This is a genomic window from Mesorhizobium sp. M0626 (assembly GCF_040320665.1).
Lineage (GTDB): Bacteria > Pseudomonadota > Alphaproteobacteria > Rhizobiales > Rhizobiaceae > Mesorhizobium.
Genome location: NZ_JAMYQD010000001.1, coordinates 20,099 through 36,096 on the forward strand (window position 1 = coordinate 20,099; position 15,998 = coordinate 36,096).

Consider the following 15,998-nt stretch of genomic DNA (forward strand, 5'->3'; position numbering starts at 1 on the left):
ATGGGCCATGCCCTTCTTCGCGGGCAAGATCGTCGTCATTACCGGAGGCACGACAGGCATCGGAAACGGCATCGCCATGGCGTTCGCCGGGGCCGGGGCAATCGTCCACGCGACGGGGGCGACGGCCGCCGAGGTGGCGGCCGCTCGTGCATACGGCACCGCCGTCTCGTATTCAGTACTCGACGTCCGGGACATGACTGCGGTCGAAGGATATTCAAGTCAGTTCACATCCGTTGCAGCGCTCGTAAATTGCGCAGGGGTAAACCTGCGCGCCGCCGATTCACTGTCCAGGGTTTCGAAACGGTGGTCGATATCAATCTCACCGGCTCCATGCGGAGTGCGAGCGCGTTCCGAGGGGCACTCTCGAACGGGGGCGCCATCGTCAACATCGCATCGATGTTCGCGTTTTTCGGCGCGGCTCATGCGCCGGCTTACGCCGCATCCAAGGGCGCGGTCGTGCAACTTACCAAGTCACTTGCGATCGCCTATGCCGGGGATGGCATTCGCGTAAACGCATTGGCGCCTGGCTGGATCGAGACCGCCATGACCGCCGCGCCACGGGCCGATCCAGCTCGCAACGCGGAATTGATGAAACGCACTCCGATGGGTCGCTGGGGTACGCCGGGCGACCTGACCGGCCCCGCCATGTTCTTGTGTTCGCCGCTCGCGGGATTCATCACTGGGGCAATTTTGCCGGTTGACGGTGGCTATCTCATTGCGTGAGGCGTTGGCTATGCTGCGCGACCGATCTCCAAGCCTGTGTCGTCGAGATCAAGATCGAACGCGACCAATCGACCATGCCTGACCGCAATTGCCGCCACCAACTCCGCAAGCTCGCCATCCGTATGCTCGCAAAAAGCTGCCTGTTTCCTGACAATCGTGACCGCATCCCGGGTCGATACGACAGAGAACGGCCTCCGGGATCTCACGAATGATTCCGCAACCTCCGCGACGGATGAAGCTCGGTCAAAATTATCTTGCATACTTGCACCTCTGTACGACGCTAGCCCAAGCTCGGCTCGCGCAAATTGTTCCCATTGGCCTAATGCAGCCAGTTAGCATCCGGCTTGGGCTCCTTTGTGTGCGAAGGCCGGGAGCAACGCGACATGGCCGTCGCCGTCTGCCTTAGACAGTCGGCTGGACGCATGCGTCTCCGAATACGAACACGGGGCCGGACGCCTAAAAACGAGGAGGATCAGATGTGTCCAAGCCGCTCGCCAAAGTTTCCGATCCTCGGATCACCGCAGTTCCCGCGCAACAAGTCGCCGGGAGGACTGTTTGCTCGCGTTAATTGCGGTCGACCGACTCCTGGCTCATTCGCCGCCTCGCCAGTTGGCTCCGGTCAGCCGGCCTCGTCCGTCTCCGTCATCGCTGGCCGGCGGACGATCCAATCCACCAAACCGGCTTCGGTCTGCTCGCAGGCCACGAATTCGCGCACCAGACTTCGCGCCAGCTCGCGCCATTGACACTCGGGCACGTTCATCTCCGCGATCAGATCTCGGCATGCAGCGCGTATGATGTCGGCATCGAAGGCTGACACGGCGACAGGACCACGGTCTGTATTCTTTCCTCGAGGAGTGTCGTCGCCCTGACGTTCGCGAAAGCGCCTCAGCACCTCGCGAGATGCGGCGATCGCTTGTCGGGTTTGACTCATAGCCTCGTAAAATCCAACTTCGCGGACCGGTGAGCGGTGCCGCCATAGAATGAAGTCCTCCATAACCGCATGCGCAGTGTCCGTACGCGTTGCAACCATCGCCGCCTCCCTGCAGGCGCACCCAATGCTTGCAACTTCTGCCGGTGTTCGGGCGGCCGCCTGCATTTGTCGTGTCGCTGCTATGATCGCGTGAGTTAAAGCCGGTGAAGCGTCGCTGCAATTACAAATGTAAGTGTGGCATCCGATAAGAGGTATGCCCGCTGGCTGCGGCGGCGGCGAGTTCGTTCTTCAGACGGTCGAAGTCTTCCTCGGCGAAGCGCTCTCCGCGTTGCCGGAACGAGGAAGCAGGATCTGGACAAAATGCATGCGGCCGCCTCCAAGATTTCTAAACGGCAGCGACAGGCACCATGTTCCATGCAAGGCGCTATTGGCGAAAATCCGCCAATTTCCGCCAGTCGAAGACAACGCCCACTCCAGGCTCGTCGGGTGCTATCGCCAAACCATCCTGAAGCCTCAGCGGCTCAGTGGTATAATGGTCAATATCAAAACTATGCGCCTCCACCCAGCCGGCATTTGTCTGACCTGCAACGAGGCTGACATGAAGTTCCTGCATCCCGTGACTGCAGACCGGAATGCCAGCCTTGCGTGAGAGCGCTGCCACGCGCAGCCAGCCGGTGACCCCGCCGCAGTTGGAGGCGTCGGGTTGGATGTAGGCGAGATTCGACCAAGCGAAGGCATGCTCGAACTCCTCGATGACATGCAGGTTTTCTCCCATTGCCAGGGGCATTCCGGTCGCCTTGGCAATGCTGGCGTAACCCTCATAGTCGTCGGGTATGATGGGCTCCTCGAACCACAGCAGATCGTAGGCGGCGAATGCTCTCGCTGCCTCGATCGCTCGCGGGACGTCGAGCGCGTAGTTGGCGTCAACCATAAAGGTGATGTGATGTCCTATGCGCTCGCGAACTGCTTTCACCCGGGCCACATCCTCGGTCAAGTCGTCCTTGCCGACCTTGATCTTCACCCCGGTGAAGCCGGCATTGAGATAGGAATCGATGCTGGCCAAAAGCTGATCGAGGGTAAAGTTTAGGTCGATGCCGCCGCGATAGGCCTTGGCACTCTTCCCGGCCCCGCCCGCCATCTGCCAAAGCGGCAGGCCGCTACGCCGGCCCTTGAGGTCCCATAATGCGATGTCGATCGCCGAGATCGCGAAAGAAGCGATGCCGCCGCGCCCGACATAGTGGATGTGCCAGAGCATGCCGTCGTAGATGGTGTGGATTTGCGTTGCGTCGCGTGCCTTGAGGAACGGCGCGAGGTCGTGATCGATCATTGCCTTGATGGCATAGCCGCCCTTGCCGCCGGTGTAGGTGTAGCCTGTGCCCTCGGTGCCGTCGGCAAGCCTCAGCGTGACGGTGACCAGCTCGAAATGCGTGTGCGCGCCGTGCTTGGCATCGGTCATCACCTCACGCAGTGGGACCCGGAACAGCCGGGTCTCGACTTCCTTGATTTCGGTGCGGCTCATGCTGCGCTCCATTCAGGTTTTTTCATCGGACCATAATTGCACCGGCAGCGCTGACTGGCAACAATGTGGCTGATCTTTCAGCGATTCTGAAGCCAATCAGTCATTTTTGGTCCTACAAAAGCATCAATCCGCTTGTGCTTTGGTCCGATTTACCTTCTAATAACAGGACCATCTGGGAGGAAAAAGGCTTGCTGGATACGGAAGAGCGTCCTGAGATGCCCGCGGCTATTCTCGCCGCCCGCGCGGCCGACGCGATGGTGGCCGGCATAGAGGCCGACATCACATCCGGAAGGCTTGGCGACGGCAGCTACCTGCCGGCCGAGCGCGAACTGATGATCGAGTATGGTGTAGGCCGGGGCGTTGTGCGTGAGGCGATTGCGCGCCTGGCCAGCCGCGGCCTGGTGGAAGCGCGTCCGCGGTTCCGGCCCGTGGCGCGCCGGCCTGGCCTGGATGCCGCGCTCGGCGCCCTCGACGGCATCGTAGGACATCTGCTGAGCGACCAGGCGGGCGTGAAGAACCTCTACGACATGCGCGTCTTCCTCGAGGCGTCGCTGGCGCGCAACGCCGCCATCCATGCCCGCAAGGATGACGTCACAGCCCTGAGGGCGGCGCTGGCGATGAACGAGGCGGCCATCCCGGATTCCGAGAAATTCTATGCGACGGACGTGGCGTTCCACGCAGCGCTCTATGACATCGCGCGCAACCCGGTGCTGCCTGTCGTGCACAAGGCATTTACCGCATGGCTGTCGCCGCATTGGATGCGCATGCCACGGTCGCCCGAGCGCAACCGCGTGAATTTCCTCAGCCATCGTGAAATCTGCACGGCCATCCTTGAGCGAGATCCTGACGGCGCCGAGCGGGCGCTGCTCAACCACCTCTCGGCGGCCTGGGAGTATGTCCGCGGAACATTCGAAAGCCGTGAGGCGCCGGAAGCATGACGCAGTCCTACGACCATATCGTGGTGGGCGGCGGAGCAGCCGGCTGCGTCGCGGCGGCAAGGCTTGTCAAAGCGGGACGGCGAACCCTGCTGCTGGAGGCCGGCCATTCCCATCATCACCCCTTGCTCGACATGCCGCCCGGCATCTTCAAGATGATCAACGGCTCGAAATTCATGCGCTATCACCGCACCGAGCCGCAGGCCCATCTCGACGGCCGCGTCCATGAAATCTCGCAAGGCAACGTGCTGGGCGGCGGCACCTCGGTCAACGCCCAGGTCTACATGCGAGGCCGCTCGGCCGATTATGAGGAATGGGACGAGCTGCTGCGCGGCAACAATGCCGGCGTACGCTGGAACTGGCAGGCGGTGCTGCCGCATTTCACCGGCATGGAGGGAAACAACCGCCTCGGCGGCGAACTGCATGGAAGCGAAGGTCCGCTGCTGGTCTCTGATCCAGGCCACATCGATGATGTTTCCCGTTGGTTCGTCCAGGCCGTCCAAGGCCTTGGATTGCCGTACAACCATGACTTCAACGGACCGTCGCAGCGCGGGGTTGGCTTCTACCAGTTCATGAACCGGCGGGGAAAGCGAAGCAGCGCCGCCTATGCCTTCATCGAGCCGCTGACGAATGATCCCAAGCTGACGCTGAAACTCAATTGCACAGTCAGCCGGCTGCTGATCGAAAACGGTCGGGTCACCGGCGTCGTCTATTCGGATGCGTCGGGCGCCGAGCATACCGTCCATGCAGATGCCGACGTGATCGTCTCGTCCGGTGCCCTCGTCTCGCCGAAACTGCTCATGCTGTCCGGCATCGGCCCCGCCGAGGCGCTTGCCGGGCACGGCATTTCCTGCGTCGCCGACCTGCCCGGGGTCGGCGAAAACCTGATCGACCATCCGGAGGTGCCGATCATCGCCACCGCAAACGGCCCATACGGCTATTTCAGGCAGGGCCAAGGCTGGAGGATGATCAGGAACGGCCTGCATTTCAAGCTCTTCGGCACCGGCACGATCCTGTCAGCGGGGGTGGAGGCCGGAGCCTTCGTCAATCCGGCCGATCCCGAGGGCGAACCGACGATCCAGGCCTTCTGCGTGCCGCACGTCTATCTGGACCGCGATATCCTGACCTTGGTCGAGAACACCTATGGGCTTACCGTGACGACAGTGGTGGTGAAGCCAAAGTCGCGCGGTTTCGTAAGGCTGCGTTCGGCGGATCCGAAGGACATGCCGATCGTTTCGCCGAACCTCCTTAAACATCCCGACGACATGAGGGAAATGATCTCCGGCCAGCGTTATTTCCTGCAGGCTTTTCAGACCAAGCCGCTCGCCGATCGGGTCAAGGCCATTGCCGTGCCAAGCCAGGATGATCTCAGCGACGAAGCCATGACAAAGCATTGCAAGCGCTTTGTGAAGACCAACTACCATCCGGCCGGGACATGCCGGATGGGCTCGGACAGCGACCGGATGGCGGTGCTGGACGCGGCGCTGCGCGTGCGCGGAATAGACAATCTGCGGGTTGCCGACATGTCGGCCTGCCCCAACATCAATGCCGGCAATACGGCGGCGCCCGCCATGATGCTGGGCGACCGCTGCGCCGACTTTATTTTGGAGGCGGCATAGCGCCGGATCCAGCTTGCCGACGGCCTCATCGCCGAAGCCGTTTGGGCCGATATCGTGAGGAAATTACACAGTCGCTGAAAGCGACAATAAAGGAGGAAAGAGCATGATCATTACCCGTCGAAAACTACTGGTTGGCTCCGCTGCCGGCGCGGTTGCGCTGACACTCGGCTCACGCGCCTTCGCGGCGCTCCCGCCACTCGCCAAGAAGGACAAGTACAAGGTCGGTTTCGCCCAGACGGAAAGCAACAATCCGTGGCGCCTTGCCGAGACCAAGAGCATGCAGGACGAAGCCGCCAAGCTCGGCCATCAGCTGGTCTACACGGATGCCGCCGGTTCGTCGGCCAAGCAGGCCTCCGACGTGAACTCGATGATCGCGCAGGGCGTCGACGCAATCTTCCTGCCGCCCCGCGAAGACAAGCCCCTGGTGCCGGTCATTCTTGCCGCGCGCGATGCCGGCATACCGGTGTTTCTGGTCGACCGCGACGTTGATCACACCATGGCCAAGCCGGGCGAGGATTATGTCTGCTTCATCGGTTCGGATTTCATCGAGGAGGCGACCCGCGTCGGCGAATGGCTGGTCAAGAACGCCAATGGCAAGTCGAAAATCATCGAGCTGGAAGGCACGACCGGAGCCTCGGCCGCTACCGACCGCAAGAAAGGCTTCGACGATTTCATCGCCAAGCACTCGCAGTTCACCATCCTGGCGTCGCAGTCCGGCGACTTCGCTCGTGACAAGGGCCGGCAGGTCGCCGAGACGCTGCTTCAGGCGCACCCTGATGCGGATATCATCTACGCGCACAATGATGAGATGGCGCTGGGCGCCATCGCCGCTTTGGAAGCAGCCGGCAAGACCCCGGGCAAGGATGTGCTGATCTTGTCGATCGACGGCGAGAAGGAAGGCGTCCAGGCGATCATTGACGGCAAGATCGGCGCTATCTGCGCTTGTAGTCCGCTGTTCGGGCCGAAGGCCTTCGCTACGATGGCCGACTATGCGGCCGGCAAGAAGATCCCGCCGTTCATCAAGAACGAGGATGCCTTCTTCGACGCCACGAACGCGAAGAAAGACTTCGATATTGCGTTCTGATATCCACTTTCTTTCCAGTTGCCCTACCCGCTTCGGCGGGTAGGGTTTGGGAGTTTGACGATGACCGCTCAGCCGGACCAAGCCGCGCTGCTCCTGGACATGCGTGACATCCAGAAGCGTTTTGCCGGCATCCCTGCCCTGGCCGATGCCTCGCTCCAGGTTCTTCCGGGCGAGATCCACGCACTCATCGGCCAGAACGGTGCGGGCAAATCGACACTTATCAAGGTGCTCACCGGCTATTACCGCCGGGATGCGGGGCAGGTGCTGTTCGAACGGAAGCCGTTCGAAGTTGGGTCTCCGCATCAGGCGCAGGTCAGCGGCATCAGCACCATCTACCAGGAGATCAATCTCGTACCGCTGCGCTCGGTGACCGAGAACATCTGCCTTGGACGCGAGAAGCGCCGCCGCGGCCTGCTCGACTGGAGCGCGATGCATGCGGAAGCCGAGCGCCTGCTCAGCCGCTTCTCGATCGGCATCGACGTGCGCCGCCCGCTCAGCGATTTCAACACCGCCACGCAGCAGATGGTGGCGATCGCCCGCGCCATCGGCTTTTCCGCCCGCCTCGTGATCATGGATGAGCCGACCTCCTCGCTGGACGAGCGTGAAGTCTCGGTCTTGTTCAGCGTTATCCGTCAGCTCAAGGCCGACGGCGTCTCCGTTCTGTTCGTCAGCCACAAGCTCGACGAGTTGTACGAGGTCTGCGACCGGGTCACGATCATGCGTGACGGCCGCACGGTACGAAGCGCGGCGATGAGCGACATCGGCAAGCTGGAGCTGGTCGCGGCCATGCTCGGCCGCGACGTCGCAGCCGTCGAAGGCCATGCGACCGCGTTCGGTGAACGCGATCGGTCGAGGATCGGTGATGTGCTGTTTACCGCGCAAGGGCTGGCGGCCGGCCAGTTGGTGCGTGACGTGAGCTTCGACCTGCGCCGCGGCGAGATCGCCGGCTTTGCCGGCTTGCTCGGCGCCGGCCGCACCGAAACAGCCCGCCTCGTATTCGGCGCCGACCGCCGGAGCGCAGGCGAGATGACGATGGAGGGCGCGTCCTACCATCCCGCACGTGCCGCTGATGCCATCGCCGCAGGGATGGGCTTCTGCACTGAGGACCGCAAGGCCGAGGGCATCGTGCCGGAAATGACCGTCGCGGAGAACATAACACTGGCACTGCTGCCGAAAATCAGCCGCAATGGCATCCTGAACGAGGCCCGGCAGAAGGAGATCGTCGAGCGCTTCATTCGTGAACTCGACATCAAATGCTCGGGGCCTAACCAGAAGGTCCGCGAGTTGTCGGGCGGCAACCAGCAAAAGGTGCTGCTTGCCCGCTGGCTGGCAATGAACCCGAAGCTGCTCATTCTCGATGAGCCGACGCGCGGCATCGATGTCGGGGCCAAGGCCGAGATCCAGCGCCTCATCCGCAAGCTTGCCGATGACGGGCTCGGCGTGCTGATGATCTCCTCGGAACTCGAGGAAGTGATGGAAGGAGCCGACCGCATATTCGTGCTGCGCGAAGGAGTGAGGGTGGCCGAACTGGAAGGCCAGGCAGCCGACGAGGAGGACGTGCTCGCGGCGATGGCGCATGGCGGCGCGGCGAAGGAGGCAGCGTGAGCGATCTGGCCACACCATCCGCAGCCAACGACGCTGGAAACCGCCGCTTTGATGTGTTCGGTTTCCTGGCGCGCTACGGCACGGTGATCGCGCTTGTGCTGCTGGTGGTCTTCAACCTTGCCTATACGCGCAATTTCGCGACGCTGCAGACACTCAACGTCAACCTAACCCAGGTCTGCACGATTGTGATCGTCGCGGTGGGGATGACCCTGGTGATCGCCACCGGCGGCATCGACCTGTCGGTTGGTTCGCTGATGGCGATCTCCGGCGCATTGGCGCCGATGATCTTCATGGGCACGATCTTCCCGGTCGGAAACATCTATCTGGCGGTAGCCGTCGCGATGATTGCCTCGATCCTCGTCGCCGGCCTGTTCGGGCTGTTCAATGGCTGGTTGGTCTCGCGTTTCCGCATCCAACCGATCGTTGCAACGCTCGTGCTGTTCATCGCCGGGCGCGGGATCGCGCAGGTCATGACCAACGGCAATCTGCAGACCTTCCGCGTGCCGCAATTCCAGTGGATCGGACTTGCCCGCCCGCTCGGCATTCCCGCGCAGGTCATCATCATGGCCGTGCTGGTTGCGGTGGCCGCTTGGGCCCTTCACCGCACGGTGTTCGGGCGAAGCATCCTGGCGGTCGGCGGCAATGAAAAGGCCTCTGAACTCGCCGGCATCGCCGTATCGAGGATCAAGCTCGCTGTCTATGCGATCAGCGGCCTGTGCGCGGGGCTAGCCGGTCTCGTCGTCATTGCGATCAACTCCTCCAGCGACGCCAATCTCGTGGGGCTGGGCATGGAACTCGACGCCATCGCGGCGGTCGCGGTGGGCGGCACGCTGTTGAGTGGCGGAAAGGCCACAATCATCGGCACCCTGCTGGGCGCACTGACCATCCAGTTGGTGCGCTACACGCTGCTCGCCAATGGCGTACCCGACGCCGCTGCGCTCGTCGTCAAGGCCGGCATCATCGCATTCGCCGTCTGGCTGCAGCAGCAACACCGGGTGTAATCCATGAACAGCGCCAGACTGGTTCGCATCATCGGCACTTACGGTGTCGTCATCGCGCTTGCAGCCCTCGTCCTGTTCGGATTCCTGCGCTACGACCGCTTCCTCGGCCTCTTCAACGTGATGAGCGTTCTGCGCTACAACTCGATGTTCGCGCTCGTCGCGCTCGGCATGTGCTTCGTGATCATGACCGGCGGCATAGACCTGTCCGTCGGCTCCGTCGCCGCCTTGGGCAGCGTCGCGTCAGCCCTGGCGAGCCCGCACGGCATCGTGGCAGGCCTTGCAGCGGGCGTTGGCGCCGGCCTGGCAGCCGGGCTGATCAACGCGCTCCTGGTTACACGCGGCAACCTGATGCCATTCATCGCCACGCTTGCCACCATGCTGGCCGCAAGCGGCTCGGCGCTGCTTCTGGCCGGCAACCAGACCGTTTCGGTGTCTTACGATTCGGGTTTCACCGCCATCGGCCAAGGGAATTTCTGGATTTTCCCGATTCCGGCAGTCATCGCCCTGGTTGCCTATGCCGTCGGCTCAGTGGTCCTGAACTACACCAGCACGGGACGGACGGTGCTGGCCATCGGCGGTGGCGAGGATGCCTCGCGGCTGATGGGGCTGCGCACTGACCGCGTCAAATTTCTCGTCTATGTCGCAAGCGGGTGCCTGGCCGGGCTCGCCGGCGTCGTCCTCGCTTCTCAGTTCGGCGCAGGCCAGCCGATCGAGGGCGTCGGCTGGGAGCTGTTTGCCATCGCAGCCGTGGTCGTGGGCGGGACGCTGCTGACCGGCGGCTCGGGCTCGGTGTTGACCACGCTGGCCGGCGTGCTGTTGCTCGGGATCCTTTTCAACGTCCTGAACTTCGAAAACGGCATGGGTTGGATTTCGCTGTCAGCCTACTGGCAGTCGGTGATCCGCGGGCTGTTTTTGCTCGTCGTCGTCCTTCTCCAGGCACGGCTTACGGCAAGGCGCGAAACTGCCTGAGGATGGGGAGCACACTCGAGCACGACGAGCTCAAAAGAGCTCTGACGCTGCAGAATAAGTGCGCGTTGCGCGCCTGGCCAATGAGCGCATCCCGCAAACTTTCTGCGGCGATGCTTCCCCGTTGCACCTGGGCTCCGGCGCCTTTGGAGCGGATCCGCAAGCGGATCGTGGTGCAGTCACATGGCCGTCCTGGAGACGGTCATTTCCCGGCGACCGCCACGAACACGGACTGCCCCTGCCTTTCCAGCCGAAACAGGATGGGCTTGCTCTGCCGGCGAGAGTTCGCCCACTCCTCGACGATATCCGAAGGCTCCGTCACGCGGCGATCGTTGGCCGATATGATGACATCGCCCGGCTGCAATCCGCTCCGGGCGGCAAGGCCATCGGGAACCACTTCCACGACGAAGACGCCGGTCGTTCCTGATTTGATGCCTAGCTGCTGACGCGCCTGATCCGGAATCGGGCTGAGGGATAGGCCGAGGCCTTCGGCCGCCGACTTCTTGTCGGGAACAGCGCCGGTCTTCACCTCCGCATCCTTGCGCTCACCGATGACAAGCGCGATCTCCTGGTCCTTGCCGCCGTTACTCCGTGTCAGAGTGGCCTTGCTGCCAGGCTTCTGGCTAGCCGTCGCAAGCGTGAGGTCATGGACACCCTCAATGCCCTTGCCGTTGAACCGGGTGATCACGTCACCCGGCTTCAAGCCGGCTTTCTCCGCCGGGCTGCCGGGCTCGACCGAAGCAACCAGCGCGCCCTTGTCATCCTTCATCCCGAGGGCCTCAGCCAGCGACGGCGTGATGTCCTGCAGGCGGACCCCGATGAAGCCACGCTCGATCCGGCCGGTTCTAATCAACTGGTCGGCGATGCTCTGGGCGGTGCGCGATGGCACCGCAAATCCGATCCCGATGCTGCCGCCCGACGGCGAGACAATGGCGGTGTTGACGCCGATCACCTCGCCACGTGCGTTGAACAGCGGACCGCCCGAGTTGCCTCGATTGATCGACGCGTCCGTCTGGAGAAAATCGTCGTACGGCCCGGCTTGAATGTCTCGCGAGCGGGCCGACAGAACGCCGACAGTGACTGTCCCTCCGAGTCCGAAGGGACTGCCGATCGCGATTGTCCATGCGCCCGGCTGCATTGCATCCGAGTCACCCCATTTGGTCGTGGTCATGTTGGGCCGCGGGTCGACCTTCAGCACCGCTATATCGGTGGCGGGGTCACGGCCGACCAATTGCGCCGGCGCCGTTTCCTTGTCGGAAAATACGACATGGATCTCTGTCGCATCGGCAACGACATGGTTGTTGGTGACGATATAGCCGTCGGGACTGATCACAAATCCGGAGCCAAGCGCCTCCCTCACCTGTGGCTGAACGGGTCCGAGGCCCTGGCCGTCGAACGGACTTGTAAAGTCGCCCGCCGTCGTCTGGTCCTGGACAACCTCCCGGGTCGTGATCGCGACCACGGCCGGCAATTTCTGCTGAATGATCGCCGTGAAGTCGGTCGGGGTATCCTGGGCCAGGACAGGCGCCACGCCACTGGCCGAGAGCATCAGCGCAACCGCGATCAAGCGCGTTGCAAATCGTCTTTGCATATCGTGAGACATTGCTGGACCTCCTGCCGGACAGCCCCGGCCGCTCGGCCGCGCCGCGCGGAGCCGGTGCTCCGGACGCTAGAACTGCCAACAAAGCTGTTTGTTTCAGCCCCCCGGAAAAATGGCACGGCCAGGAAAAACAGCCCGACCGCGGGGGTCCGGAAGGCAGCAGCCGGGAACCATTGAGGCCGTCGAGTTCAACCGTCCACAGGACTGGCCCCGGACATGGCAGATGTCAGCAAAGCGACTGCGTCAGCTCCGGCAAATGCCCGATATGCCCATGGAGCCAACCCAGCGGCTGAGGTGCCTCTACCGGGCCTGGTGCGAAAACGATCTGCAATGCAAGAGGGAGCTCAACAGCCGCCGAGAGACGCGGCTGTGATCACCACCGCTCGAACTCCCTCAAGGGAACAAAAGGGTACCAACTAAGTTCGGCCCCCATAATGAGGATGCCTATATGGACCTGTTGCCCCAGTCAGCCGAACACACCGTCTCCCCGCCGCCCGCTCCAGACCTTCACCGGCTTTTGTTCGATCCAAACTTGCGTATACACGGCTTGATTGATGACACTGTCGTCACCAAAGCCTTGGACGATTTGAAAACCGTGCGTTCCGGGGAAGACGATCTCTACGTTGAAATCGACACGCCCGGAGGCGACGCCGACGGCGCGCGACGTCTAACTCTAGAGTTCAAACTTTTTCTGAAACACTCGGGCCGCAACGGCTACATCATTGGCAAGAATACGGTTTACTCTGCCGGGGTAACGGTCCTTGCCGCTTTCCCGAAAGCCTGCAGGTTCCTTTGCCCGCAAGCAGTCCTGCTGATTCATGAAAGAAGGCTTGAGAAAGACTTGGTTCTGAATGGACCAATTCGAAGCTGTCTTCAGATCGTTCGCGAACAACTTGCGCTGTTGGAAACGGCAGAGCGACTCGAGAATGAAGGGTTCGCCGATCTCGTCCAAGGTTCTCGAACATCGCTGGAAGAGCTGCGCGACCATGCCTTGACCAACTGCTACCTGATGGCAGCCAGAGCTTTGGAGTTGGGCCTTGTTGAAGACATTGCCGATTAACTTGACGCCTCGGATGCAAACGGCAGAGCCGAGTCCAACACGCTTCCCTCACTCATGGCTCCGGCGACCATGAACGGCAAGGTTGAAAAGATAGAGCGGACCGGCGGCTGTCTTTGCGGGTCTGTGAGGTATGTTGTTACCGGCGCGCCGTTGCGCGTTGGCTTGTGTCATTGCCAGGATTGCAAGAGAACCAGCGGCAGCACCTACAGTGCCTTTGCCGTGTGGCCGCGGTCGGCTTACCAGTGCAAGGGCGAGCTTGCTGCATTCAACGGCAGAGGTTTTTGTCCGGCATGCGGGTCGCGCGTGGTGAACCTTCGCGACGACGAAGCCGAGATCATGATCGGCACTCTCGATGATGCGCCAAACGACCTTCTCCCGGCATACGAGCTTTGGACCCCCCGGCGCGAAGCCTGGCTCCACAACCTGCCTTGGGCTGACCAATTCGCGGGCGATCGCACCGAAGAAGGCCAAAATTGGCGCGAAGCCCGACGAGTATGACCATGCTCGAATGGCCCTCCACCCATGAACTGTGAAAGTCAGCTTCATGCGCGATGAATCACTCAAGTTCTTGAAGAAAATTGTGGCGACCCCGTCGCCGAGCGGCTTTGAGCAACCTGTAGCGGAGCTTTTCCGCGAGTATGTTCGTCCGTATGCCCACAGGTTGACGACGGACGTCATGGGCAATGTCACAGCGATCATCAATCCTGAGGCGTCTATGCGCTTCATGTATGCCGGGCACATGGATGAGGTCGGCTTCATCGTCCACTACATCGACGATGACGGTTTTCTGTTCTTCAGCACCATAGGTGGAACGGACGTTGCCACTGAAATCGGCCAGCGTGTCTGGGTGCACGGCAAAGAGCCGATCCTGGGGGTCGTGGGTCGCAAAGCAATCCAGACCTTCAAAGCCTCTGACACGTCTCAAACACCCTCGCTGATGGAACTATGGATCGATATCGGCGCGAGTTCGCGAGAGGAAGCGTTGAAGGTCGTAGAGGTCGGCAGCGCGGTGACTATCCATGGCGAGTTTGCAGCGCTCCAGGGCAACCTTGCTGTCGGACGAGCGTTCGACAACAAGGTCGGCCTCCTCATCGGCGCCGAGGTGCTGCGCTGCCTCTCTGAGGAGGGAGGCGTTCACCCCGGCGTGGGGCTCTATATCCTGGGTACGGTTCAAGAGGAAATCGGTTCCCGAGGCGCGATGACCTCGGCGTTCAATATCGCGCCTCGAACCGGCCTCGCAATCGATATGGGCGTGGCAATGGACTATCCGCGCGCTCGCGCCGAGGATCAGGGCAAACTGGACCTTGGGAAAGGGCCGGCAATTACTCAAGGCGCGAACACCAACCCGGTGGTGTTCAAACTGCTGAAGTCGGTGGCCGAGAAAGAGGGCCTACCTTATCAGCTTCAGGCGGTGGGCAGCTCAAGCCCTACCGACGCGCGTGTCATGCAGCAGAACCGCGGCGGCGCCGCAAGTGGGGTGCTCTCCGTGCCTTTGCGTTACATGCATACCCCGTCCGAAGTTGTTTGCCTGGATGATGTGCAAACGACGATTGACCTGGTTTGTGCATATTGCCGGCAATTGACGCCGGAGATCGACTTCACGCCAAGATGAGAGCGGCGGGATTGATTGTGGAAGTCGTGGCTCCAACAGTCGCCGATCTGGCGCCTGTCGGCCACCGCCTGGTGCGTCGGTCATCGCGCACCTGAGAAAACCCGACTGCAGTCCACTAGGGAGCGCGCCTCAGGTCACCGCCACCGCTTCCACCAAACGCCTGAGGAAATCCGTCAGACCGGCTTCAGGATCATCACCTGTGCCAACGAGCACCGAAATACCCCAGCGCCCAAGCACGGCCTCCTCCACAGGGTTGCGGCTGGGCATGAAGATGAACGAAGGGGGACGATCTTTCTCATATCCAGACCGGTGCCAGGTTTGCCAAAGCCGGTGCAACAGCAGCCGAATGTTTGGATCGGAGAGGCTATAGCCAATGAACAGGATCGTGCTGCCGAGAGCATCCGAGCGAAAGCGGACATCAAGGGGAGAATTGAAGGACAGGCGGTCAAGATAGTCGGTTTCGGTGAGGACAAGGGAAGAGTCCTCGTCAAAGTCGCCGTGAAATTTCACGATGTGGGTTACGCCTCGACGGGCCTGCGCAACGTGCCGTGCGTTGGCCACTTTCACGTACTCTCGACCGTGGATTTCAAAAGCGAGTTCCAGGTTCCGGTCATAGTTCGTCGTATAGATGACGGGAAAATCGAGCGTCACGATGAGACGGTGCAATTCCGATTTCTCGATCCGTTCCTTGGCGACAGACCAGTTTCTGTCCATCCAACTGCGAAGTGGTCCGATGCTGCCATGCTTGATCCGATAGTATTCGGCCAAGGTCTGAAAACGATCGCGTCGCGTGGAAAATTCATCGTCGACGCCGAGCTCCTTTGCCATTCGCTCGATGAGCTTCTCCCAAGACGGAAGTCCGACGCTGATCGATACCCCCGCCCCCACAAACAAAATTGCGCTGCGATGACGAATTGCATTGGCGAGCGAATTTATAGGATCATCATCGTTCATGGATAGGTCCTCCGAAGCCACTCGCGTGGGCCGGACCTAAAGGTGCGTGCCCCGGTGCGGGGATCGTGGACGTGGCTCCCAATTCGAGCCAGCGTGCTCCGCCCTCATCGACTAAATCAGATCGACCACGCACCAGCCAGCCCAGAGGGGGCGGCCCTTGCAGTCCTGCCGAGCCGCTTGCCACCCGAACCGAGGTAGCGGCTGCGAGGACACTGGCTGTGAACTGGAACCGGCGCTGTTGCGGTTTACTGGCCACGATGATTCAGTTCTGCGCCAGCCATATTGCGCAAAACTCTATCGAGTTTCGCATTCACCAAGAGGTTGCGCCGCTTCGCGCCGATAAAGATGGCGAGAGAGTAAATCATTGTAAGAACAGAGATCATCGTCAT

14 protein-coding genes and 1 pseudogene are annotated in these 15,998 nt (G+C 61.5%); 11 read left to right on the top strand and 4 right to left on the bottom strand.

The features are described 5' to 3' along the window. Positions 1-76: 76 nt before the first annotated feature. A pseudogene (locus NKI37_RS00160) lies at positions 77-211 on the top strand (hypothetical protein); the annotation flags it as partial. A gap of 92 nt (positions 212-303) precedes the next feature. Next, positions 304-723 carry an SDR family NAD(P)-dependent oxidoreductase gene (locus tag NKI37_RS00165; protein ID WP_352787845.1) on the top strand — a complete coding sequence of 140 codons (420 nt, stop codon included), beginning with the start codon at positions 304-306 and terminating at the stop codon, positions 721-723. Positions 724-1,342: 619 nt separating this feature from the next. Here the strand turns inward: NKI37_RS00165 and NKI37_RS00170 are convergent. Together NKI37_RS00170 and NKI37_RS00175 are read right to left on the bottom strand one after the other, a co-directional pair. After that, a complete protein-coding gene (locus NKI37_RS00170) occupies positions 1,343-1,753 on the bottom strand; it encodes a hypothetical protein (protein ID WP_023693476.1) in 411 nt (136 codons plus the stop codon). 325 nt (positions 1,754-2,078) lie between these two features. Beyond that, on the bottom strand, positions 2,079-3,173 hold the full coding sequence (locus NKI37_RS00175; protein ID WP_352787843.1) for a mandelate racemase/muconate lactonizing enzyme family protein: 1,095 nt from the start codon (positions 3,171-3,173) through the stop codon (positions 2,079-2,081). A 188-nt stretch (positions 3,174-3,361) separates the two neighbouring features. Here NKI37_RS00175 and NKI37_RS00180 point away from each other — a divergent pair, with 188 nt between their 5' ends. From NKI37_RS00180 to NKI37_RS00205, 6 genes are all read left to right on the top strand, one after another. Next, positions 3,362-4,111, top strand: a complete 750-nt coding sequence (locus NKI37_RS00180) for an FCD domain-containing protein (RefSeq protein WP_023707502.1) — start codon at positions 3,362-3,364, stop codon at positions 4,109-4,111. Beyond that, positions 4,108-5,727 (top strand): GMC family oxidoreductase, encoded by a 1,620-nt coding sequence (locus tag NKI37_RS00185; RefSeq protein WP_023815751.1) that lies wholly within the window; start codon positions 4,108-4,110, stop codon positions 5,725-5,727. The genes NKI37_RS00180 and NKI37_RS00185 overlap by 4 nt, the downstream gene beginning before the upstream one ends. 103 nt (positions 5,728-5,830) lie before the next feature. Then, positions 5,831-6,811, top strand: a complete 981-nt coding sequence (locus NKI37_RS00190; protein WP_023672664.1) for an ABC transporter substrate-binding protein — start codon at positions 5,831-5,833, stop codon at positions 6,809-6,811. 60 nt (positions 6,812-6,871) lie between these two features. After that, entirely contained in the window at positions 6,872-8,416 is a 1,545-nt protein-coding gene (locus NKI37_RS00195) for a sugar ABC transporter ATP-binding protein (protein ID WP_023707501.1), read from the top strand. Continuing rightward, positions 8,413-9,417 (top strand): ABC transporter permease, encoded by a 1,005-nt coding sequence (locus NKI37_RS00200; protein ID WP_023693472.1) that lies wholly within the window; start codon positions 8,413-8,415, stop codon positions 9,415-9,417. The genes NKI37_RS00195 and NKI37_RS00200 overlap by 4 nt, the downstream gene beginning before the upstream one ends. A gap of 3 nt (positions 9,418-9,420) precedes the next feature. Continuing rightward, positions 9,421-10,386: an ABC transporter permease gene (locus NKI37_RS00205; protein ID WP_023672667.1), complete on the top strand. Its 966-nt coding sequence runs from the start codon at positions 9,421-9,423 to the stop codon at positions 10,384-10,386. A 199-nt stretch (positions 10,387-10,585) separates the two neighbouring features. Here the strand turns inward: NKI37_RS00205 and NKI37_RS00210 are convergent, their stop codons facing one another. Then, a complete protein-coding gene (locus NKI37_RS00210; protein WP_352787840.1) occupies positions 10,586-11,950 on the bottom strand; it encodes a Do family serine endopeptidase in 1,365 nt (454 codons plus the stop codon). Positions 11,951-12,431: 481 nt separating this feature from the next. Between NKI37_RS00210 and NKI37_RS00215 the strand changes: the two genes are divergently transcribed. The 3 genes from NKI37_RS00215 (at position 12,432) to NKI37_RS00225 (ending at position 14,655) form a co-directional block, all read left to right on the top strand. After that, entirely contained in the window at positions 12,432-13,043 is a 612-nt protein-coding gene (locus NKI37_RS00215; protein WP_352787837.1) for an ATP-dependent Clp protease proteolytic subunit, read from the top strand. 69 nt (positions 13,044-13,112) lie between these two features. Next, the gene (locus tag NKI37_RS00220; protein WP_352787834.1) at positions 13,113-13,541 is read left to right on the top strand and encodes a GFA family protein; all 429 of its coding nucleotides are present in this window, start codon (positions 13,113-13,115) and stop codon (positions 13,539-13,541) included. Positions 13,542-13,587: 46 nt separating this feature from the next. Beyond that, on the top strand, positions 13,588-14,655 hold the full coding sequence (locus tag NKI37_RS00225; RefSeq protein WP_352787832.1) for a M42 family metallopeptidase: 1,068 nt from the start codon (positions 13,588-13,590) through the stop codon (positions 14,653-14,655). A gap of 129 nt (positions 14,656-14,784) precedes the next feature. On the opposite strand, the gene NKI37_RS00230 is transcribed toward NKI37_RS00225, so the two are convergent. Then, positions 14,785-15,609: an SIR2 family NAD-dependent protein deacylase gene (locus NKI37_RS00230; RefSeq protein ID WP_352787829.1), complete on the bottom strand. Its 825-nt coding sequence runs from the start codon at positions 15,607-15,609 to the stop codon at positions 14,785-14,787. Positions 15,610-15,998 lie beyond the last annotated feature (389 nt).